Origin of the sequence: Blautia sp. TF10-30 (assembly GCF_003481245.1) — a bacterium.
In the GTDB taxonomy this organism is placed as follows: domain Bacteria; phylum Bacillota; class Clostridia; order Lachnospirales; family Lachnospiraceae; genus Fusicatenibacter; species Fusicatenibacter saccharivorans.
In genome coordinates, this window is sequence record NZ_QUKM01000011.1 from 75,586 (window position 1) to 91,888 (window position 16,303).

General features: G+C 46.5%; 15 protein-coding genes and 1 other RNA gene. 15 read left to right on the forward strand and 1 reads right to left on the reverse strand.

Translation table 11 applies throughout. The annotated features are described in order from the left end of the window. The first annotated feature begins 31 nt into the window (after positions 1 to 31). The 14 genes from DXD02_RS11025 to DXD02_RS11090 all read left to right on the forward strand — a co-directional run bounded on the left by DXD02_RS11025 (position 32) and on the right by DXD02_RS11090 (position 13,194). A complete protein-coding gene (locus DXD02_RS11025) occupies positions 32 to 1,687 on the forward strand; it encodes a nucleoside kinase (protein WP_022462741.1) in 1,656 nt (551 codons plus the stop codon). Positions 1,688 to 1,787: 100 nt separating this feature from the next. Further along, positions 1,788 to 2,138, forward strand: an RNA gene (rnpB, locus tag DXD02_RS11030) — RNase P RNA component class A. 182 nt (positions 2,139 to 2,320) lie between these two features. Beyond that, the gene (locus DXD02_RS11035) at positions 2,321 to 2,917 is read left to right on the forward strand and encodes a Maf family protein (protein WP_118666840.1); all 597 of its coding nucleotides are present in this window, start codon (positions 2,321 to 2,323) and stop codon (positions 2,915 to 2,917) included. 16 nt (positions 2,918 to 2,933) lie between these two features. Continuing rightward, positions 2,934 to 5,108 (forward strand): M3 family oligoendopeptidase, encoded by a 2,175-nt coding sequence (locus tag DXD02_RS11040; RefSeq protein ID WP_022462743.1) that lies wholly within the window; start codon positions 2,934 to 2,936, stop codon positions 5,106 to 5,108. A gap of 233 nt (positions 5,109 to 5,341) precedes the next feature. Next, positions 5,342 to 5,551: a FeoA family protein gene (locus DXD02_RS11045; RefSeq protein ID WP_022462744.1), complete on the forward strand. Its 210-nt coding sequence runs from the start codon at positions 5,342 to 5,344 to the stop codon at positions 5,549 to 5,551. 19 nt (positions 5,552 to 5,570) lie between these two features. After that, positions 5,571 to 5,792 (forward strand): FeoA family protein, encoded by a 222-nt coding sequence (locus DXD02_RS11050; protein ID WP_022462745.1) that lies wholly within the window; start codon positions 5,571 to 5,573, stop codon positions 5,790 to 5,792. 115 nt (positions 5,793 to 5,907) lie between these two features. Next, positions 5,908 to 8,058 carry a ferrous iron transport protein B gene (gene feoB, locus DXD02_RS11055; RefSeq protein ID WP_118666851.1) on the forward strand — a complete coding sequence of 717 codons (2,151 nt, stop codon included), beginning with the start codon at positions 5,908 to 5,910 and terminating at the stop codon, positions 8,056 to 8,058. Between the two features lie 97 nt (positions 8,059 to 8,155). Further along, on the forward strand, positions 8,156 to 8,290 hold the full coding sequence (locus tag DXD02_RS11060; protein WP_022462747.1) for a FeoB-associated Cys-rich membrane protein: 135 nt from the start codon (positions 8,156 to 8,158) through the stop codon (positions 8,288 to 8,290). A gap of 33 nt (positions 8,291 to 8,323) precedes the next feature. Further along, entirely contained in the window at positions 8,324 to 8,779 is a 456-nt protein-coding gene (locus DXD02_RS11065) for a transcriptional repressor (protein ID WP_022462748.1), read from the forward strand. Between the two features lie 176 nt (positions 8,780 to 8,955). Then, positions 8,956 to 9,267 carry a DUF6110 family protein gene (locus DXD02_RS11070; protein WP_022462749.1) on the forward strand — a complete coding sequence of 104 codons (312 nt, stop codon included), beginning with the start codon at positions 8,956 to 8,958 and terminating at the stop codon, positions 9,265 to 9,267. Between the two features lie 97 nt (positions 9,268 to 9,364). Continuing rightward, positions 9,365 to 11,452: a heavy metal translocating P-type ATPase gene (locus tag DXD02_RS11075; protein ID WP_022462750.1), complete on the forward strand. Its 2,088-nt coding sequence runs from the start codon at positions 9,365 to 9,367 to the stop codon at positions 11,450 to 11,452. Between the two features lie 364 nt (positions 11,453 to 11,816). Next, a complete protein-coding gene (locus DXD02_RS11080; protein ID WP_022462751.1) occupies positions 11,817 to 12,107 on the forward strand; it encodes a DUF2325 domain-containing protein in 291 nt (96 codons plus the stop codon). An 18-nt stretch (positions 12,108 to 12,125) separates the two neighbouring features. Next, on the forward strand, positions 12,126 to 12,680 hold the full coding sequence (locus DXD02_RS11085; RefSeq protein ID WP_117761771.1) for a DUF3793 family protein: 555 nt from the start codon (positions 12,126 to 12,128) through the stop codon (positions 12,678 to 12,680). 91 nt (positions 12,681 to 12,771) lie between these two features. Further along, the gene (locus DXD02_RS11090; RefSeq protein WP_022462753.1) at positions 12,772 to 13,194 is read left to right on the forward strand and encodes a flavodoxin; all 423 of its coding nucleotides are present in this window, start codon (positions 12,772 to 12,774) and stop codon (positions 13,192 to 13,194) included. A gap of 94 nt (positions 13,195 to 13,288) precedes the next feature. Here DXD02_RS11090 and DXD02_RS11095 read toward each other — a convergent pair whose 3' ends face one another. Next, on the reverse strand, positions 13,289 to 14,443 hold the full coding sequence (locus tag DXD02_RS11095) for a DUF4317 domain-containing protein (RefSeq protein WP_022462754.1): 1,155 nt from the start codon (positions 14,441 to 14,443) through the stop codon (positions 13,289 to 13,291). 275 nt (positions 14,444 to 14,718) lie between these two features. On the opposite strand from DXD02_RS11095, the gene DXD02_RS11100 reads away from it, so the two are divergent. Further along, a complete protein-coding gene (locus tag DXD02_RS11100; RefSeq protein WP_242991186.1) occupies positions 14,719 to 15,933 on the forward strand; it encodes an AI-2E family transporter in 1,215 nt (404 codons plus the stop codon). The last annotated feature ends 370 nt before the right edge of the window (positions 15,934 to 16,303 follow it).

Here is a 16,303-nt window from a genome sequence, read left to right on the forward strand (position 1 = left end):
CAGAAAGTTTTGCAAGAAGGAGGAATTACAATTGATTCAGGTAACAATTGATGGAAAAGGATACGAATATCCGGAAAATTGCTCTTATTATGAGATTGCAAAGGATTTTGAAAAAACAATGGACGCGCCGATTGTCCTTGTGAAAGTGGACGGACGGCTGCGGGAGCTGCACAAACAGCTGAAAAAAGACTGTGAACTGGAATTTGTGACAACGGAGGATGAGATCGGACATAAAACGTATCAGAGGAGTCTTTCTCTTCTGCTGGTAAAAGCGGTGTATCATGTGGGAGGCTACGATAAGATCCGCCATGTGATGCTGCATTTTTCGGCGGGTTCGGGCTTTTTCTACACGGTGGACGGCGATATCACGCTGAATCAGGAGTTTTTGGACGAAGTAAAAGCGTATATGCATGAACAGGTGGAAAAGGCGGTGCCGATTTATAAGCGGAGTGTCGATACGCACGAGGCGAGAGAACGGTTCCGGCTGCATGGCATGACGGATAAAGACCGCTTGTTCCGTTACCGCCGTGTCTCCCGTGTGAATCTGTACAGTCTCGGGGATTTTGAAGACTATTATTATGGATTTATGACGTATGATACGAGTTATCTGAAGTATTTTGATCTCTATTTATACGATGACGGCTTTGTGCTGCAGATGCCGGAGAAAAAGGCGCCGGAGACGGTGCCGGCGGCGAATCTCTCCCCGAAGGTGTTCCAGGTGCAGCGGGAATCGGAGCGCTGGGGTGAGCAGATGGGAATTTCCACGGTTGCCGACTTAAATGAACGCATCACGAAGGGCAATATTCAGCAGATGATGCTGATTGCGGAGGCGCTGCAGGAGCAGAAGATTGCGAAGATTGCGGAGCAGATTGCGGAAAGAAAGCAGGTTAAATTTGTGCTGATTGCGGGGCCGTCTTCCTCCGGAAAGACAACGTTCTGCAACCGGCTTTCCATCCAGCTTTCAGCGCATGGTCTGACGCCGCATCCGATCAGCCTTGATAATTACTATGTGAACCGGGTAGATACGCCGCGGGATGAAAACGGCGATTATGATTTTGAATGCCTGGAAGCACTGGATATCGAGCTTTTGAACCGGGATATGACAGCACTTTTGAACGGAGAGCGTGTGGAACTGCCGTATTTTAATTTTAAGACGGGCAAGCGCGAGTACAAGGGGAATTTTATTCAGATGAAGGAGACCGATGTGCTGGTGCTGGAGGGAATTCACGGGCTGAATGAAAAACTGACGTGGTCGCTTCCTTCGGAAAGTAAATTCCGGATTTATATCAGTGCGCTGACGCAGATTAATGTGGATGAGCACAACCGGATTCCGACGACGGACGGACGTCTGATCCGGCGGATGGTGCGCGACAGCCGGACGCGGGCAACGTCGGCGAAGGAGACGATTGCGATGTGGCCGTCGGTGCGCCGCGGCGAGGATCGGAATATTTTTCCGAACCAGGAGAAGGCGGATGTGATGTTCAATTCAGCGCTGGTGTATGAGCTTTCGGTTCTGAAGCTGTATGCGGAACCGCTGCTGTTCCAGATTGAGGAGGGAGAGCCGGAGTACCAGGAGGCAAAGCGGCTGTTGAAGTTTTTGGATTATTTTGTCGGAGTGCCGATTGAGGATATTCCCAAGAATTCGATTCTGCGGGAGTTTGTGGGGGGAAGCTGCTTTGATGTGTGAAAGGCTGTTTTGTATGGATTTGTGGGATCTGCGATTTGGGGATGGACAAGAAAGAGAGTTTGTGGTAAGATTATTAACTGTCTGATGTTCCGTTTTTGACAAAGTAAGATATGTAATCGCGGCTGGCAGGACCGAAAGGGGCCAGGTGAGGAAAGTCCGGGCTTCGCAGGGCAGGGTGCCGGATAACGTCCGGCGGAGGTGACTCCAGGGATAGTGCAACAGAGAGATACCGCCAGGTTTTTCCTGGTAAGGGTGGAAAGGCAGTGTAAGAGACTACCGTTTCTCTGGTAACAGAGAAAGCCATGTAAACCCCATCCGAAGCAAGACCGAATAGAAAACGTATATGGCTGCCCGTCATGTTTTCAGGTGGGTCGCTTAAGGGGACTGGCGACAGTTCCATTGGATAGATGATTACACACGACATAACCCGGCTTATCGTTTTGCTTTGCTTAAGACGGAAATTCAGGCATCTGGATAAAATAAGTACGCCGGGAACGGACACGAGTGGATTGTGTTCGTTCCCGGCGTACTTATTTTATCCGGCCATCCGGCGCAAGCCGCACATTCCCGCGGATCGCTGCATGGTGTGAAAAAAATGCATGTCATGAAAGAAAAAATAAAGGAGACAGCAGGATGAAAGTGATATTGGCTTCGGGGTCACCCAGAAGAAGAGAGTTGATGGAGATGTTGGGAATACGGTGTAAGGTTCAGGCTTCAGGGGCGGAAGAAGTTGTGACGTCTGCGGAACCGGAGATGGTTGTGGAGGAGCTTTCACGGCTGAAATGTCTGGATGTTGCGGAGATTACCGAAGGGGATGCCGTTGTGATCGGGGCGGATACGGTTGTGGCTTTTGAAGGGGAGATCCTTGGCAAGCCGAAAGGGATAGAACATGCCAGAAGCATGATGCAGCAGTTGCAGGGAAGGGTGCATCAGGTGTATACTGGAGTTACGATTGCGGTAACAGAGGGGGACGCAAAGCGTGTGGTATCGTTCTGTGACCGTACAGATGTAGAGTTTTATGCGATGACAGAGGAGGAGATAAACGGGTATCTTGCTCTTGAGAAAGAGGGGGAGGCTCCTGTGTGGTCGGATAAGGCTGGAGGATACGGAATTCAGACGGTGTTTGGGACAAAGTTTGTGAAAGGAATCCAGGGAGACTATTATAATGTGATGGGACTGCCGGCGTCCCGGGTTTATCATGAGTTGAAAAATCTGGGCGTTCTGGAATAGAAGGAGGTAAGAGAAGATGAAAAAGTTTTCGGAAATTGAATACGTAAGGCCGGACATGGAGGCAGAGCAGGAAAAAGTAAGAGCGTATACGAAGGCGCTCAAAGAGGCAAAATCATATGAGGAGCTGCGCGGACTTTTTATGGAAGAAAAAACGCGCGAGGATGCCTGGGCGACAATGGCGGAAGTGGCGCAGGTAAGATATACGGTGGACACCAGAGATTCGTTTTATGAAGGAGAGGTTCAGTTCTGGAATGAGACGATTCCGGCGATCCATCTGCTGATACAAAAGGCAGAGAAGGTGATTCTGGAGTCTCCGTTTATCAAAGAGTTTGCAGAGGAGTTCGGGGAATTTTTTGTGAAGAATATGGAGGTTGGCCAAAAATTAGCGGACGACTGTATCGTGGAGGATCTGATCGAAGAGGCGAATCTGACGCAGCAGTACAGTAAAATTACGGCGAATGCTTCGACGGAATTTAAGGGCGAAACGTGTAATTTTTATGGACTGCTGAAGGCGATGCAGAGTACGGACCGCCAGATGCGGAAAGAGGCGATGACGGCATGGGGAGATTTGTATGAAGAGATTTCCGGGGAGCTGGATGCGCTGTATGACAAGATGGTTCCGCTGCGCGATAAAATTGCGAAGAAGCTGGGATTTTCTTCTTACATTGAATTTATTTACCTGAGCTATGGAAGATACGATTATACGGCGGAGGATGTTGCAAAGTTCCGTGCGCAGGTGAAGGAGAAGATTGTACCGCTCTGCCTGGAGCTTCGGAAGGAGCAGGAGAAACGGCTTGGAGTGGACAGGCTGCATTATTACGATGAGGAGCTGATTTTCCCGGAAGGAAACGCGGTTCCGGAAGGAACGACGGAGGAACTGGTTGCGAAGGCGCAGAAGATGTACCATGAGCTGTCGAAAGAGACGGGTGAGTTCTTTGATTTTATGGTGGAGCATGAGCTGTTTGACCTGGAGACGAAGCCGGGAAAACAGACAGGCGGTTACTGCACATTTCTGAATACGTTCAAGGCGCCGTTCATCTTCTCCAATTTTAATGGTACGAGCGCGGACGTTGATGTTCTGACTCATGAGGCGGGCCATGCGTTCGAGGCGTATACAGCGGCAAAACAGATTCCGTTTATGGATATGGTATTCCCGACAAGCGAGGTGGCGGAGATTCACTCGATGACAATGGAGCATTTCGCATACCCCTGGATGAATGCATTCTTTGGAGAGAAAGCAGATGATTACCGTTATGCGCACCTGATGAGCGCGCTGGAAGTGATTCCGTACATGGTATGTGTGGATGAGTTCCAGCATAAGGTATTTGAAAATATCGGCATGACGGCCAAGGAGCGCCGTGCGATCTGGCATCAGTTAGAGCTGACCTATATGCCATGGAGAAATTATGACGGCCACAAGTTCCTCGAGGAGGGCGGTTTCTGGATGCAGAAGCAGCATATCTTTGTGAACCCGTTCTATTATATTGATTATGCGCTGGCACAGATCTGTGCTTTCCAGTTCTTTGAGCGTTTCAAAAAAGAGCCGGAAAAGGCGTGGGGCGATTATTACCGTCTCTGCCAGGCAGGCGGAAGCAAAGGATATTTTGCACTGCTGGAGCTGGCCGGACTGAAGAATCCGTTCGTGGATGGAACGGTGGAAGAAGTCGTTGCGGGACTGAAGCCCTATTTAAAACAAAAAGTAAAGTATACGATCCGTCCGGTAAAAGAGGAAGATCTGAAAAAGGTAGCCGAGGTGGAGGCGCTATGTTTCCCGGCTGCCGAGGCGGCAGGTTATGAAGACTTCATGGAGCGGTACAAAACCTGCAAAAACAGCTTTTTTGTAGCGGAAACTGAAGATGGCGAAATCGCAGGCTTCTGCAATGGCTGCTGTGCGGATACCGATTATCTGGCGGATGCACTCTACCATGACGCCACGCTGCACAACCCGGACGGCGATTATCAGATGATTTTCGGACTGGACGTCAATCCGAAGTTCCAGAAACAGGGCATTGGAGAAGCACTGATGCGTCATATGGTAAAAAGCGCAGGAGAGCGTGACAAAAAAGCCGTTGTTCTTACATGCAAGGATCATATGATTCCATTCTACAAAAGGATCGGATACGAATATATCGAACTTTCCGACTCGACGCATGGCGGTGCAAAATGGCATAAGATGATGTACCGTTTGTAAAAAAAAATGGAAAGCAAAAAGGGCAGAACAGGTAGATACGAAATTTCTCTGTTCTGCCTTATTTTTCAAAAAAACAGGGCCCTTAACGAAGGCTTTTTCTCAGTAACGGAGTAAATTTCAGAAAAAAATACAAAAAAATAGTAAAAAAGCAGTTGACATCTAACGTACGTTAGCATATACTAACAACTGAAATAGAGATGAAACTCATTATCATACACAGGAGGTAATTGACTATGCCTTTAACGATGGCAAATCCAGGCGAATGTTACACAATCAGAAAAGTTGGCGGAAAAGAAGAGACCAGAAGATTTCTTGAAAATCTTGGCTTCGTCGTTGGCGGAAACGTGACAGTCGTATCGGAAATCGACGGCAATCTCATCGTGAATGTGAAAGATTCCAGGGTAGCCGTTGGAAAAGATATGGCAGCCAAAATCCTGATTTGATAGGAAAGAAGGAGAGAAGATGAAGACTTTAAAAGAGACTTCCGTAGGAGAAACCGTTAAAGTTGTAAAACTCAACGGTTCCGGTCCGGTCAAAAGAAGAATCATGGATATGGGAATCACCAAGGGTGTTGACGTATTCGTGCGCAAAGTTGCTCCGCTCGGCGATCCGGTCGAAGTAACCGTCAGAGGATACGAATTATCCTTAAGAAAAGCAGATGCCGAAATGATTGAAGTAGAGTAAATTTTTTTGTCTGCTTGTTAGCGGATGCTAACAAAAGCAAGCTGTAGCCAATATTGGTAAGGCTTGTGAAGTTATTAAAATCAGTAAAAATCAAAGAAAGAGGGGCATGGGAAAAATGGCAATTAAGATTGCACTCGCAGGAAACCCGAACTGCGGTAAGACAACATTGTTCAATGCACTGACAGGCTCCAACCAGTTCGTAGGAAACTGGCCAGGTGTAACCGTCGAGAAAAAAGAAGGAAAGCTCAAAGGCCACAAAGATGTCACCATCATGGACCTTCCGGGTATCTATTCTTTATCTCCGTATACACTGGAGGAAGTGGTAGCCAGAAATTACCTGATTAATGAAAGACCAGATGCGATTCTGAACATCGTAGATGGTACCAACATTGAGCGTAACCTGTATCTGTCCACACAGATCATGGAACTTGGTATTCCGGTGATCATGGCTGTCAACATGATGGATATTGTTGAGAAGAACGGAGACAAAATACATATCGACAAACTGGCGAAAAAGCTGGGCTGTGAAGTTGTAACCATCTCTGCTCTGAAAGGAACCGGAATCAAAGAAGCTGCTGATAAAGCAGTGCAGATTGCACAGAAAAAAGGTGCTGCTGTACCGGTTCATGAGTTTGACAAGGATGTGGAGGCAGTCATCCGCACCGTTGAGAGCAAACTCGGAAGTGATATTGTAAATGAGCAGAAACGCTTCTTTGCAATCAAACTTCTGGAGAAAGATGATAAGATCACAGAGCAGATGAAATCCGTTCCGGATGTATCTGCCGAGATCAAACAGCTGGAAGACAAATTTGATGACGATACCGAGAGTATTATTACAAACGAGCGTTACGTTTATATTTCCAGCATCATCGGTGACTGTGTCACAAAGAACAAGAAAAACGCCATGACAACATCGGATAAGATCGACCGGATCGTAACTAACCGCTGGCTGGCACTTCCGATCTTTGCAGTTGTTATGTGGGTTGTATATTATGTATCTGTCACAACAGTAGGTACTTTTGTAACGGACTGGACCAACGATGTACTCTTTGGAGAGATCATTCCGCCGGCCATTGAAAATCTGCTGAACGCGATCCACTGCGCTGACTGGCTGCAGGGTCTGATCCTGGATGGTATTGTTGCCGGTGTTGGTGCCGTACTTGGATTCGTACCGCAGATGCTGGTACTGTTCCTGTTCCTGGCATTTCTGGAGTCCTGCGGTTACATGGCGCGTGTTGCATTCATCATGGACCGTATCTTCCGTAAATTTGGACTTTCCGGAAAATCCTTCATTCCGATGCTGATCGGAAGTGGTTGCGGTGTTCCTGGTATCATGGCTTCCCGTACCATCGAGAATGACCGTGACCGTAAAATGACCATCATGACAACAACGTTTGTACCTTGTGGAGCAAAACTTCCAATCATCGCCCTGATCGCAGGCGCTCTGTTTAATGGAGCTTCCTGGGTTGCACCAAGTGCTTACTTCGTTGGTATCGCAGCAATCATCTGCTCCGGTATCATCCTGAAACAAACAAAACTGTTCGCTGGCGATCCGGCTCCGTTTGTTATGGAGCTTCCGGCTTACCACTGGCCGACGGTAAGCAACGTTCTCCGCAGCATGTGGGAGCGTGGCTGGTCTTTCATCAAAAAAGCCGGTACGATCATCCTGATGTCTACCATCGTTCTGTGGTTCCTGATGAACTTCGGATGGGTTGACGGATCCTTCGGAATGCTGGAAGCTGAGCAGTTAAATGACAGTATCCTGGCTTCCATCGGAAGCGTGATCGCTCCTCTGTTTGCACCTCTTGGATGGGGCGACTGGAAGATGGCTGTTGCAGCTGTTTCCGGATTGATCGCAAAAGAGAACGTTGTTGGTACCTTCGGTATCCTGTTCGGCTTTGGTGAAGTTGCAGAAGACGGTGCCGAGATCTGGGGACAGCTCGCAGGAAGCTTATCTACGGTAGCAGCTTATTCCTTCCTGGTATTCAACCTTCTGTGCGCACCGTGCTTCGCAGCAATGGGTGCAATCAAACGTGAGATGAACAATACCAAATGGTTTTTTACTGCAATCGGATATCAGACACTGCTTGCCTATGTTGTATCCCTGTGCATTTATCAGATCGGTAACCTGTTCATCGGCGGCGGTTTTGGAATCGGAACGGTAGTTGCTGTTCTGCTCATCATTGGATTTGTATATCTGCTGGTAAGACCTTACAAAGAGAGCGCAACTCTGAGCGTTTCCACCAACAAAATGTTCAGCAAATAATTGCTGTGACAGATAGAGAACATGTATCTGATGAAGAGTCCGTATCCGGCATCCGCTGCAGGATGCGGACTCTTTTGAAAAGAAAGGAGTTGTTTCTATGGGAACTTTTATCACACTTGTAGTCGTTGTTGGTCTGGTAGGACTTGCAGTACGCAGTATGATTAAAGATAAAAAAAGTGGCAAGGGAAGCTGTGGTGGTAACTGCGGGCAGTGCAAGGGACATTGCGACTGACAGGACAGGAATCATCATCAGGAGGTAGAACGTATGCCGCAGGAACAGACAAAGCATGAAGCCAGAAATTATCACAGAACACAGATGAAGCGAGAACTGATTATTCAGAAGCTCCGGGAACAGGGATGCAGAATAACCAGACAGAGACGGATTCTGCTCGATATTATCCTGGAAGAGGAGTGCTCCTGCTGTAAAGAAATTTACTATAAAGCTCTGCAGAAAGACAGCAGCATCGGGCCTGCTACGGTGTATCGCATGGTGAATACACTGGAGAGCATCGGTGCAATCAGCCGCAAAAATTTTTACAAGATTGCCTGTGGAGAAGAATGCTTCAAAGATCAGGGCTGTACCGTAGAACTGAGCGATCATACCATCTGCCGCTTAAGCGGAGAGATGTGGATGGACGTGATGAAATCCGGACTGAAGGCAAAGGGCTATATTCAGAATCAGGATATTGAAAATGTGATTGTTTCAGCGGTGGAAGGCTGAAAAACGGGGAAAACGGGTGAAAATTCCTTCCGTTTTCCCTGTTTTAATGAAAATAATTATCAAAAAGAACTGTACGTATTGTCTAACCGAGCAGGTGAGTGCTATACTGTGAACCACAGCGGGGGAAAATGTAAAATTCAGGAAAAATTTATTTTAACAATAGGAGGAAATGTAATATGACAATCAAAGATTTAAAACATCCAGGACTTTTCGCAGCAGGAGTATTATTCGGAACAGCAGGTATCAAAGCACTGTCCAGCAAGGATGCGAAAAAACTTTACACCAACTGCACCGCAGCTGTTCTTCGTGCAAAGAAAGTTGTTATGGATACGGTAACGACCATCCAGGAGAATGCGGAGGACATCTATGCTGACGCAAAACAGATCAACGAAGAGCGTGAAGCAGCAGAAGAGGCAGTAGAGGATGTAGCTGAAGAGACAGCAGAGGAAGCTGTTGAAGCAGAAGCAGAGGATACGGTTGAGGCATAAGCTGTACACAGCAACATCTGATTTACGTCGTATTCATACGGAAAAAACAAAACGCCTGCAGAATTCTCTGCAGGTGTTTTTCTAGGAGGCATAAGATTTGAAATTTTATATTAAACACGAAAGCAGAGGCAGAATCCGAATCCATCTGGCACAGAAGCGCATGTCCTCCGTACAGGCAGAGACACTGCTGTACTATCTGCAGAATCAGAACCAGGTATCTTTCGCGAAGGTATATGACAGAACCGGCGATGCCGTGATCTGTTACGAGGGAGAACGAGCCGCTGTGATTCGGATGATACAGCTCTTCCACTACGAGGAAGTAGAGCTGCCGACCGGACTGCTTGAGAGCTCCGGCAGAGCGTTAAACAACGAATATCAGGAAAAGCTGATCAGCAAAGTGATTTACCACTTTGGAAGAAAATGGCTTCTTCCGGCACCGATCCGTGCCATCTATACTACGGTTGTTTCCGTAAAATATATCTGGAAAGGAATCCAGACACTGGCACAGGGAAAGATCGAAGTTCCGGTTCTTGATGCAACCGCAATCGGTGTTTCGATGCTCCGCGGCGACTATGGAACCGCAGGCTCTGTCATGTTCCTGCTCGGCGTAGGAGAGCTGCTTGAGGAATGGACGCATAAAAAATCCGTCGGAGATCTGGCACGCAGCATGTCGCTGAACGTCGGAAAGGTATGGCTGAAAAAAGACGGCCAGGAAATTCTCGTTCCGTCTGAAAAAATTGTTGCGGGCGACGAGATTGTCGTACATATGGGAAATCTGATTCCATTCGACGGCGAGGTATCCAACGGCGAGGGTATGGTAAACCAGGCTTCTCTGACCGGAGAATCTGTTCCGGTACGCCGTACCTTAGGTTCCGTTGTCTATGCGGGAACGGTTCTTGAGGAGGGCGAGCTTACCATTCTTGTGAAGCAGACCGGCGGATCCAGCCGTTACGAGAAGATTACCGCGATGATCGAAGAGTCCGAGAAACTGAAATCCGGACTGGAGAGCAAGGCAGAGCATCTGGCAGACCGTCTTGTACCGTATTCCCTTGGCGGAACGGCGTTGACGTATCTTCTGACCAGAAATGCAACGAAAGCACTCTCTATTCTGATGGTAGACTTCTCCTGTGCGTTAAAACTTGCCATGCCTATTTCCGTTCTCTCTGCAATCCGCGAGGCAAACCAGCACAAGATCACCGTAAAGGGCGGTAAATTCCTGGAGGCTGTGGCGGAAGCGGATACGATCGTTTTCGATAAGACCGGAACACTGACAAAAGCGCAGCCGACCGTAGCAGAGGTGGTATCCTTCAGCGAAACAAAGAGCCCGGATGAGCTTCTGCGCATCGCAGCCTGCCTGGAAGAGCATTTTCCGCATTCCATGGCAAAAGCCGTAGTAGACGCGGCAAAAGAGAAACATCTGGATCATGAGGAGATGCACTCCAAAGTAGAATATATCGTTGCACACGGTATTTCTACAACGATCAATGGCGAAAAAGCGATTATTGGAAGTTATCACTTCGTATTTGAGGATGAGAACAGTATCATTCCGGAAGGAATGGAAGAGAAGTTCCGTCATCTGCCGGAGGAGTATTCTCATCTCTATCTTGCCTTAGAAGGTGTACTTGCAGCAGTTATCTGCATTGAGGATCCGCTTCGTCCGGAGGCGGCCGAAATTATCCGTCAGCTGAAAAAAGCAGGTCTGAAAAAGATCGTCATGATGACCGGAGACAGCGAGCGCACGGCAAAAGCGATCGCGAAGAAGGTCGGCGTGGACGAGTACTATGCTGAGGTACTGCCGGAGGATAAGGCAAACTTTGTGGAGAAAGAAAAAGCAGAGGGACGTAAAGTCATTATGATCGGTGACGGTATTAACGATTCACCGGCACTTTCTGCCGCAGACGTTGGAATCGCCATCAGCGAGGGCGCAGAGATTGCGCGTGAGATCGCGGATATCACCGTTGCCGCAGACGATCTGGCAGAAATTCTGGTGCTTCGTATGCTGAGCAACCGTCTGATGAAACGGATTCATAAGAATTACCGCTTTATCGTTACGTTCAATGCCGGACTGATTCTGCTCGGCGTGGGCGGCATTTTACAGCCAACCACTTCCGCACTGCTTCACAATACATCTACTCTTTACATTGGCTTAAAGAGTATGGGTAACCTGCTGGACGAGCCGGTATAAAAAACAGAACAGAATAGCAACGGGAAAGCCGCTGGAGTCTTCTTCTTAAGATTCCAGCGGCTTTTTAACAAAAGCAGGGAAAGCCTCTGCTTCCATTGCGAATATTCTTTCACCAGCGTGATGTGAAAAAGAAAATGATACAATTTTCTCAAGAAAAGCCGGAAAAATTTGCAGGATATCCTTGACAAAATCCGACAAAAACGGTATGATATACCCAACAGTTAGATGTAGCTAACTAAAGTACAACGGATAAAACCAAAAATCATACGGGATCCCGGTAGAGGGATTCTTTCTTAAAACACAGGAGTTAGAATAAACTAATTTCAAGTAGCATAAGATAACAACAGAAAGGCAGGTAGAGAAGATGAGTGTCGTAATTATCGGTGGAAATGAAAGAATGGTGTGTCAATATACAGATATCTGTAAAGACTATGGATGTAAAGCAAAGGTGTTCCCGAAAGAGCATGGCTCCGTTAAGAAAAAAATCGGGAATCCGGATCTGATGATTCTCTTTACCAACACCGTATCCCACAAAATGGTGATCACTGCTTCCCAGGAAGCAAAGAAAAACAATATTCCGATCGCAAGAATCCATACCAGCAGTGCCACCGCACTTCGCTCGGTATTAGATGAGCACTGCGCAGCAGCAATGTAAGAAGGAGACGTAAAAGGCATGATTGAGAGATTTCTGATCGAACACTGTTCGGCAACGCTGGCTTCCATCAAAGCCGCAAATTTATGTAATATGACATTTTCATCCAAAGAAGAACTGGAAGATCAGATTTCATACTGGAGTGCCTGTCTGGAACCAAAAGGAATTCGCATCTTTGTATTGCGGGAGCATGAGACGAGAGCACTGGTCTATGTGTACCGTGAAGGGCTTCTCCAGAAGGAGCTGGAAAATCCGGAGAATGCAGCGTTTTTAAAATCCTATGGATATGAAAATACAGACATTGCTTATGCACTGAATCGCCTAAAAACCCGGGTGGCAGAGTGTAAAGAAGGATTTCCGCATGAGATCGGTGTGTTTCTCGACTATCCGCTCGGTGATGTGATCGGTTTTATTGAGAACAAAGGCCACAATTATAAATGCAAGGGATGCTGGAAGGTCTATTGCAATGAGTGCGAAACACAGAAAACATTTCAGCGCTATCAGAAATGCAGAAACGTGTATCTGCGTCTCTGGAAGCAGGGAAGAAGCGTTTTACAGCTCACCGTAGCTGTTTAACATAAAATCCTGCATACCATAAAAAGGGCAGTAGGATCGGGGAAAGAAAAATCCCCCGGAATCAGAAAATAAAGAAAGAAGGATTTGAAACATGAGCAAAGTAGCAGTAGTTTATTGGAGTGGAACCGGCAACACAGAAATGATGGCACAGAAAGTAGCAGAGGGAGCAAAAGAGGCAGGCGCAGAAGTTTCTGTTCTGACTTGCGCAGATTTCTCTGCGGATGATGTAGATGCATACGATGCAATCGCTTTCGGATGCCCGGCTATGGGGGCAGAAGAGCTGGAAGATACCGAGTTCGAGCCAATGTTCTCCGCATGTGAATCCAAACTCTCCGGAAAGAAAATCGCTCTGTTTGGCTCCTATGGATGGGGAGATGGCGAGTGGATGCGCACCTGGGAAGAAAGCTGCAAAAATGATGGCGCCGAGCTGGTATGCGACAGCGTGATCTGCGCAGACGCGCCAGATGATGAAGCTGAGGCAGCATGCATTGCACTTGGAAAAGCACTCTGCTAAGCATAAATAAAAGGAAGAAAAAGCGGCAGCCCTTTTGTCTGGGACTGCCGCTTTTTTTTTCGGACAATGAGAAAGACTCGCTGTCATTTGGCTGTTAAAATTCGGTATCATCCGCATCGGATGGCCGTGACGGTTTTAAAAGAATTCCGTTGATTTCCACTTCATCGGCTGCCTCGATCAGAATATACGGTGTTCCGTCGATCGTACGGGTTTCGATGAGCTGGGCCTTTTCCGGGCTGACTTTGATGATAACATCCGGGGTGCGGATCTCGTAGTTCCGTGTACTGGCCACGTTCGAGGCAACGAAGCTTGCTTTCTCATCCGCAATGGATTCGTACTTCTCGTCGAACTCGTCAAGCTGTTCATTCGGTACGCCGCTGCTGGCGAGCAGACGTTTTACCTCGTGTTTATCGAGCACCACCGGTTCCGGATCGTCTTTCCGCTCTTCAATCATGGTATTTAAGTTCTCCTGAATGGTCATAACAGTAGAAAAATCACAGGCGGAATCGAGAGTTTCTTCTATAATAGACTGAAACGTTTCTTTCTGGGATTTCGCGGAGAGTGGCGCCTGACAGCCTAGGAAGTGGTCGAGAAAGTCCGGCTGATCCATCTCTGCGTTTTTCGTGAAATACAGCAGATTGTGGATATCCGTGTTGCGGTCTGTGAAGGCCGGGAAGAGAAAACCGTTTTCCGGTGCGCCGACCACCCAGTCCTGCACGCGGTTTTCAATCGTATTGTGGGACACATTGTAGCAGAGACCCGGTTTGTCGAGTTTTACCGGGCAGATGCTGCAGAGGATAAATTCATAGACGTAATCGGAAGCATCGTCCATATCCAGATTATCCGAAGCGCGTCCCGGTACATCGTAGGCACCATGGATCAGAATAATATAGTAGTTTTCCGGATAGAGATAATCCGCCATCACCTTTTCATAAAATTCATCAATCAGCGCTTCGTCCTTCAGCTCACTGTTGCGGAGTTTTAAGAGAAACTCCTGTGTGCCGCCCTCACTTTCCTGGGAGAGCGGGAACTCCATATTCAGCAGATTCTTTCCGATGGTACCGGAGAGGGTGCTTTTAAAAATCTTAAAATACTTAAACATTTCTTCCTCTTCGAGAGAGAGAAACGCTTCTTTTAATTTTGTCTTAATATTCTTTTCCGCATCCACATAGCATCCGCAGATTCGCGTGATCGCACAGTGGGATGGGGTAAACAGTTTTTTAATTTCGGCAATTTCCTTTTTGTTCATATAGAATGCTCCTTTATCAGCAATTTCGTATCTTAGACAAGTACTTTCTATTATAGACCATAGGGAAGGGAAAAGGCAAGAAAGAAAATGGCGACTATATCTTTTTACACTTTAAATATAATTTCAAAAATCTTGACAGAGGTACCGATTCTGTTATACGATTAGGTCTAATAAAGGGGAGTAATTTGAGTTTGAAAATTTGCGTTTGCAAGTTTTCCGATTATTCAGCTACTTAAATGGATACGCATGAAATTAAGAAAAAGAGGAGAATGATAGTGGATATAAGTAAAAAATCTGTAAAAAAAATCCGGGAACTTATTGTGTTTACAGCATTTCTTGTGGTCGCACTGTGGAAGTTTAATGTGGTACTCGATGTGTTGAAAGCAATATGGGGGATCGTATTTCCATTTGTACTTGGCGGAGCGATCGCATTTGTGACCAACGTGCCAATGAGCTTTTTGGAAAAGAAAATTTTTGGAAGGGCAAAAAAAGAAAATAAGATCGTCGAAAAACTGGCAAGACCGATAAGCCTGTTCCTCACGATCGTATTTGCGGTTGGCGTGATTGTACTGGTGATGTTTGGTGTGATTCCGCAGCTTACGCGGACAATAGGAACCCTGATGATGAGTATCGCTGATTTTATTCCGCAGATGCAAAGCTGGATCCGGGAGTTTTCCCATAATAACCAGGAAATCATGAAGCTTGTAGATCAGGTACAGTTTAATCCGGATCAGGCGATCAAGTGGGGGATAAGCCTGCTTGGAAATGGTGCAGGAAATATGATGAATATCACAATGTCAGCAGTGGGTTCCATAGTTAGTGGATTGGCAGCCTTTTTTGTTGCATTTTCCTTTGCCTGCTATGTCCTTTTTCAGAAGGAAACGCTGCAGGTGCAGATTCGAAAAGTATTTTTCGCTTTTCTTCCAAAGGAAAAAGCAGATGCTTTTCTTAAAGTCTGCTCTCTGACTTATCAGACATTTGCAAATTTTCTTACAGGTCAGTGTCTGGAAGCCGTGATCCTTGGCTGTATGTTTGTTGTGATATTGAGCATTTTGAGGATGCCATATGCACTTTTGATCGGAGTTTTAATTGCGTTTACGGCATTGATCCCGATTTTCGGAGCCTTCATCGGGTGTGCAGTGGGAAGCTTTTTGATCTTTATGGTAAATCCGAAACAGGCAATTTTATTTATTATAGTATTTCTGGTGCTGCAGCAGATCGAGGGAAATCTGATCTATCCTCATGTTGTGGGTGAGTCTGTAGGGCTTCCATCGATTTGGGTTCTTGCAGCAGTTACGATCGGCGGAAATCTTATGGGAATTATAGGTATGCTTGTTTTTATTCCGTTGCTTTCCGTGTTCTATACTATTTTTCGGGAATTCGTATATCTGCATCTGAAAAAAAAGCATATCAAACAGGTGACAAAGACAGAAATAGAAGAAGATACGGCGGAAGAAATGGTAAATAGTGAGATACCAGAGGTGAAATGATAGAATCCCGTCTTTGACAGCTGTATGGTGATAAAACGGTTACAAACCCAGTAAATATGGGTATTGTGGCCGTTTTTTTTTGTAGATCATTATTCAACCGTCAAACTTCCGGGTGTTTTTATAGCAATCCCGGAAAATAATGCAAAAATTCAGCGCAGCAGAACGTGAATTACTGCGTCACAGATTTTCATGTCTTAGACAAGTACTTCCTATTATAGAGCACGGGGAAGGGAAAAGGCATGAAAAAAATGGACAATGGATATTACAACTGTCTTGTCACATGACAAAAGTTGTGGTATACTAAGCGCTAAAGTGTTAAAAAAATATCACTATTCAGGGTTCTGAATCGTTATAGTAAAAATAGGAAGGA

What these genes read in the sequence shown, in the direction of transcription:
- DXD02_RS11090 (WP_022462753.1), top strand. Translation starts at nt 12,772, where the DNA reads ATGAGCAAAGTAGCAGTAGTTTATTGGAGTGGAACCGGCAACACAGAA.
- DXD02_RS11095 (WP_022462754.1), bottom strand. Translation starts at nt 14,443, where the DNA reads ATGAACAAAAAGGAAATTGCCGAAATTAAAAAACTGTTTACCCCATCC.
- DXD02_RS11085 (WP_117761771.1), top strand. Translation starts at nt 12,126, where the DNA reads ATGATTGAGAGATTTCTGATCGAACACTGTTCGGCAACGCTGGCTTCC.
- DXD02_RS11080 (WP_022462751.1), top strand. Translation starts at nt 11,817, where the DNA reads ATGAGTGTCGTAATTATCGGTGGAAATGAAAGAATGGTGTGTCAATAT.
- DXD02_RS11060 (WP_022462747.1), top strand. Translation starts at nt 8,156, where the DNA reads ATGGGAACTTTTATCACACTTGTAGTCGTTGTTGGTCTGGTAGGACTT.
- DXD02_RS11065 (WP_022462748.1), top strand. Translation starts at nt 8,324, where the DNA reads ATGCCGCAGGAACAGACAAAGCATGAAGCCAGAAATTATCACAGAACA.
- DXD02_RS11035 (WP_118666840.1), top strand. Translation starts at nt 2,321, where the DNA reads ATGAAAGTGATATTGGCTTCGGGGTCACCCAGAAGAAGAGAGTTGATG.
- feoB (WP_118666851.1), top strand. Translation starts at nt 5,908, where the DNA reads ATGGCAATTAAGATTGCACTCGCAGGAAACCCGAACTGCGGTAAGACA.
- DXD02_RS11040 (WP_022462743.1), top strand. Translation starts at nt 2,934, where the DNA reads ATGAAAAAGTTTTCGGAAATTGAATACGTAAGGCCGGACATGGAGGCA.
- DXD02_RS11045 (WP_022462744.1), top strand. Translation starts at nt 5,342, where the DNA reads ATGCCTTTAACGATGGCAAATCCAGGCGAATGTTACACAATCAGAAAA.
- DXD02_RS11050 (WP_022462745.1), top strand. Translation starts at nt 5,571, where the DNA reads ATGAAGACTTTAAAAGAGACTTCCGTAGGAGAAACCGTTAAAGTTGTA.
- DXD02_RS11070 (WP_022462749.1), top strand. Translation starts at nt 8,956, where the DNA reads ATGACAATCAAAGATTTAAAACATCCAGGACTTTTCGCAGCAGGAGTA.